The sequence below is a fragment of the Streptomyces sp. NRRL WC-3742 genome, assembly GCF_000720635.1.
In the GTDB taxonomy this organism is placed as follows: domain Bacteria; phylum Actinomycetota; class Actinomycetes; order Streptomycetales; family Streptomycetaceae; genus Kitasatospora.
Genome location: NZ_JOCF01000147.1, coordinates 1 through 3,463, shown reverse-complemented (window position 1 = coordinate 3,463; position 3,463 = coordinate 1). Strand labels below are relative to the sequence as shown.

The window sequence follows — 3,463 nt, the reverse complement described above, 5'->3', positions numbered from 1 at the left end:
GGGTGGGGGCGGGGCCCGGCGCGGGGGTCGGGGTCGGGGGCGCGGGCTTCTGCGACGGGACGTTCCGGGGGGTGTTCCGGGGGTCGGTGCATGCCCTCTGACCTGGTCTTTCGGTGGATCACTTCCTAGGATCGGGGCAGTCGGAAGGGGGCCGGATGAGCCGGACGGTACGCACTGTCGAGGATGTCCTCTCGTTGCTGGACGGGTTCTTCACGCCGGAGGGCGCCGGGGGCGGTCGGGGGTTCTGGGACGGCTTCTACGCGGACCGGGGGAAGCCGGTGCCGTTCTTCGTGGCGAAGCCGGACGAGAGCCTGGTCGGGTACGTCGAGCGGGGGCCGGTCGCTCCGGGCCGTGCGCTGGACCTGGGGTGCGGGCCGGGGCGCAACGCCCTGTACCTGGCGTCGCGCGGGTTCGCGGTGGACGCGGTGGACCTGTCGCCCGTCGCGGTGGACTGGGCGCGGGAGCGGGCGCGGGAGGCCCGTGCGGATGTGCGGTTCCTGTGCGGGGACGCGTTCGCCCTGCCTGCGGGGGAGTTGGACGGGCCGTACGACCTGGTCGTGGACTCGGGGTGCTTCCACCACCTGGCGCCGCACCGGCGGATCGGCTACCTGGCGCTGCTGGAGCGGGTGTTGGCGCCCGGCGGCCACTTCGTGCTGACCTGCTTCGCGGCGGGGGAGGGCGGGACGGGTTCGGAGCGGGCGGACGCGGAGCTGTACCGGGTGGGTGCTCTGGAGGGCGGGCTCGCGTACACGCCGGGCGAGTTGCGGCGGATCTTCTCGGACCTGGAGGAGGTCGAACTGCGCCGGATGCGGGAGGAGTCGCCGGAGGCGGAGTGCTTCGGGGTGCCGTTCCTGTGGACGGGGCTGTTCCGGCGTGAGCCGAAAGACACGGCCTAAGGCCGCCGTAGCGCGTCGCACAGGAAGTCGGGCGGGCCGACTTCCTGTGCGACGGGCGTTCAGAGGCGACGGGTGCGGAGGACGCCGGTCGCCATCGGGAGGGTGAACTCGCCCTCGGCCGTCTCGGGTTGGGCGACGAGGAAGGCGCGGATGCGGTCCTGGGCGGCGTACCGCTCCTGGTCCGGCATGACGATCATCCCGGCGCGGGTGGAGAGGGTGGCGACCAGCGAGTCGGCGGTGCGGCGCTGGCCGTGGGGGAACTCGGCCTGTTCGGGCGAGCCGAAGCGGGCCGGGTGGCCGGCCGGGGGCAGGTGGAGGCCGGCGCTGGTGGCGCGCCAGGCGGCCGGGGTGTCGCGCGGGCCGACGGCGGCGCGGCCGGCGATCCGGGCGAGGCCCGCGACCCAGGCGACCTGGTCGTCCAGGAGGTTCCACAGGCCCGCGAGGACGCCGCCGGGGGCGAGGACGCGGGCGATCTCGGGGCCCGCGACGGCCATGTCGAACCAGTGCATGGCGTTGCCGGAGAGGACGGCGTCGACCGAGGCGTCCGGGAGCGGAATCGTTTCTGCAGAGCCCGCCAGGGCCCGTACGTCCGGCGCCGCGCGGTGCAGTTCGGCCCGCATCGCCGGGTCGGGCTCGACGGCGACGACGTCGAATCCGAGGGCGACCAGGGTGGCGCTGAGCTTGCCCGTACCGGCACCGAGGTCGAGGACGCGCGGGCCGGGCGCCGGTTCGAGCGCCCAGCGCACCGCGGCCTGCGCGTAGTCGGGGCGGTGCTCGGCGTACGCGGCGGCGGCTGCGCCGAACGAGGAGGCATGGAGCGGGTGTCGGTCCTTGTCCATTCGATCAAGGTAGCCGCACCGGGCTGGCGGTGACGGCTCGGGGTGGGTAGGGTATTACTTCATTATGAAGGACGTACATAAATCTCAGAGGCTGGCGGCGGACCCCGAGGGGTTCCTCTACGACAGCGGGGTCCGAGTGAGCATGGAGGCGTTCATGGCGGGGGAGGGCGTGCCGGCGCTGGAGGCGGCCGCGGCCGTGCGGTCGGCTTCGCAGGCGGTGGACCGGCTGCGGTCGCAGGGCGCGGGCGGGCGGGGGCTCAGCGCGGGGGCGCTCGACGTGCTGGCGCGGCTGAGCGCGGCGGGCGGGGAAGGCGGAGACGGGCTCAGCATCGGGGAGTTGGCGCGGGCGGCCGGGGTGAGCTCGCGCAACGTCACCGGGCTGGTGGACACCCTGGAGCGGGACGGACTGGTGCGGCGCCTCCAGGACCCGGAGGACCGCCGGTCGGTCCGGGTGCTGATCACCGGGGCCGGGCAGGAGTGGCTGGAGGCGTTCCGCGAGCCGACGCGGCGGGCGATGTCCGCTGTCTTCCACGGGTTCACCGAGGAGGACCTCGCGCGGTTCCGGCACCTGTGCCTGCGGCTGGTCGAGAACCAGCGGCGGATCGAGGAGGCGACGCGGCCGGTGCGTTAGGTGCGGCCGGTGCGCTGGACGCGGGGTGCGTCAGGGGTGCGTCCGGGGCTGCGTCCGGGCGGCTCTACGCCGACCGGACGCGGCGGACGAGGTCGGCGGCGGCTTCGGGCCAGCGGGGGTGCTCGAAGGCGAAGCCGGCCTCCAGGAGCCGGCCGGGGACGACGCGGCGGCTCTTGAGCAGCAGCTCGGTGTCCGAGCGGAGGGCGAAGGCGCCGAGTTCGGCCATCCAGCGGGTGGCCGGGAGGCCCACCGGGACGCCCCAGGCCCTGCGGACTCCCCGCATGAAGTCGCCGTAGGGCAGGGGGTTGGGCGCGGCGAGGTTCACCGGGCCGCTGAGGTCCTCGCGGGCGGTGAGGAAGTCGAGGGAGCGGACGAGGTCCTGGCCGTGGATCCACGACATGTACTGGCCGCCGCCCGCGACCGGGCCGCCGAGCCCCAGCCGGGCCATGCGCAGGAGCAGGTCGAAGGCGCCGCCCCGCCCGGGGCTCATCACCATCGAGGTGCGCAGCGCGACCTTGCGGGTGTGCGGCGTGTCGGCCTGTTCCTGCGCCCGCTCCCAGGCTTTGGCGATCTCGACGCTGTAGGACCAGTAGCGGGGGACGCCCGGTTCGGTGCCGCCGATCAGGCCGGTGGCCTCGTCGTTGGGGGCGTCGAAGCGGTGGGCGTAGATGGTGGCGGTGCTCATCTGGAGCCAGAGCCGGGGCGGGCGGGCGGCCCCGGCGATGGCCTCGCCCACGGCCTGGGCGGAGTGGACGCGGGAGTCCATCATGGCCCGGAGGTTGTCCGGGGTGTAGCGGCAGTCGACGCTGCGGCCGGCGAGGTTGACCACGAGGTCGCTGCCGTCGACCGCCTCGGCCCAGGGGCCGAGGGTGCGGCCGTCCCAGTGGATCTCCCGGCCGTCGGGGCTGCCGGGCCGCCTGGTCAGGACGACGACCTCGTGGCCGGCGGCGGTCCACTCGTGTCGCAGGAGCCTGCCCACGTGCCCGGTGCCTCCGGGCAGCACGATCTTCATGAGGTTCCCCCTTCGGTGGTGCTCAGGGAGAGCCTAGGGCACATATGAACGTGTTCAAAAGTGGGGGTCCGGGGTTCGAGGGGCC

Annotated in this window: 4 protein-coding genes; 2 read left to right on the top strand and 2 right to left on the bottom strand. The window is 74.4% G+C overall.

Annotated features, from left to right (window positions below; translation table 11 throughout):
• The first annotated feature begins 155 nt into the window (after positions 1–155).
• Complete coding sequence (locus IH61_RS0139610) at positions 156–896, top strand: class I SAM-dependent methyltransferase (RefSeq protein WP_031079248.1); 741 nt, start codon at positions 156–158, stop codon at positions 894–896.
• A 59-nt stretch (positions 897–955) separates the two neighbouring features.
• Here IH61_RS0139610 and IH61_RS0139605 read toward each other — a convergent pair whose 3' ends face one another.
• A complete protein-coding gene (locus IH61_RS0139605; RefSeq protein ID WP_031079247.1) occupies positions 956–1,735 on the bottom strand; it encodes a class I SAM-dependent methyltransferase in 780 nt (259 codons plus the stop codon).
• Positions 1,736–1,799: 64 nt separating this feature from the next.
• Between IH61_RS0139605 and IH61_RS0139600 the strand changes: the two genes are divergently transcribed.
• Complete coding sequence (locus tag IH61_RS0139600) at positions 1,800–2,366, top strand: MarR family winged helix-turn-helix transcriptional regulator (RefSeq protein WP_031079246.1); 567 nt, start codon at positions 1,800–1,802, stop codon at positions 2,364–2,366.
• 64 nt (positions 2,367–2,430) lie between these two features.
• Here the strand turns inward: IH61_RS0139600 and IH61_RS0139595 are convergent, their stop codons facing one another.
• Positions 2,431–3,378, bottom strand: a complete 948-nt coding sequence (locus IH61_RS0139595) for a TIGR01777 family oxidoreductase (protein WP_031079244.1) — start codon at positions 3,376–3,378, stop codon at positions 2,431–2,433.
• Between the last annotated feature and the right edge of the window lie 85 nt (positions 3,379–3,463).

Bases quoted from the DNA above. Each gene is read 5' to 3' on its own strand.
- IH61_RS0139610 (WP_031079248.1), top strand. From the start codon at position 156: ATGAGCCGGACGGTACGCACTGTCGAGGATGTCCTCTCGTTGCTGGAC.
- IH61_RS0139605 (WP_031079247.1), bottom strand. From the start codon at position 1,735: ATGGACAAGGACCGACACCCGCTCCATGCCTCCTCGTTCGGCGCAGCC.
- IH61_RS0139600 (WP_031079246.1), top strand. From the start codon at position 1,800: ATGAAGGACGTACATAAATCTCAGAGGCTGGCGGCGGACCCCGAGGGG.
- IH61_RS0139595 (WP_031079244.1), bottom strand. From the start codon at position 3,378: ATGAAGATCGTGCTGCCCGGAGGCACCGGGCACGTGGGCAGGCTCCTG.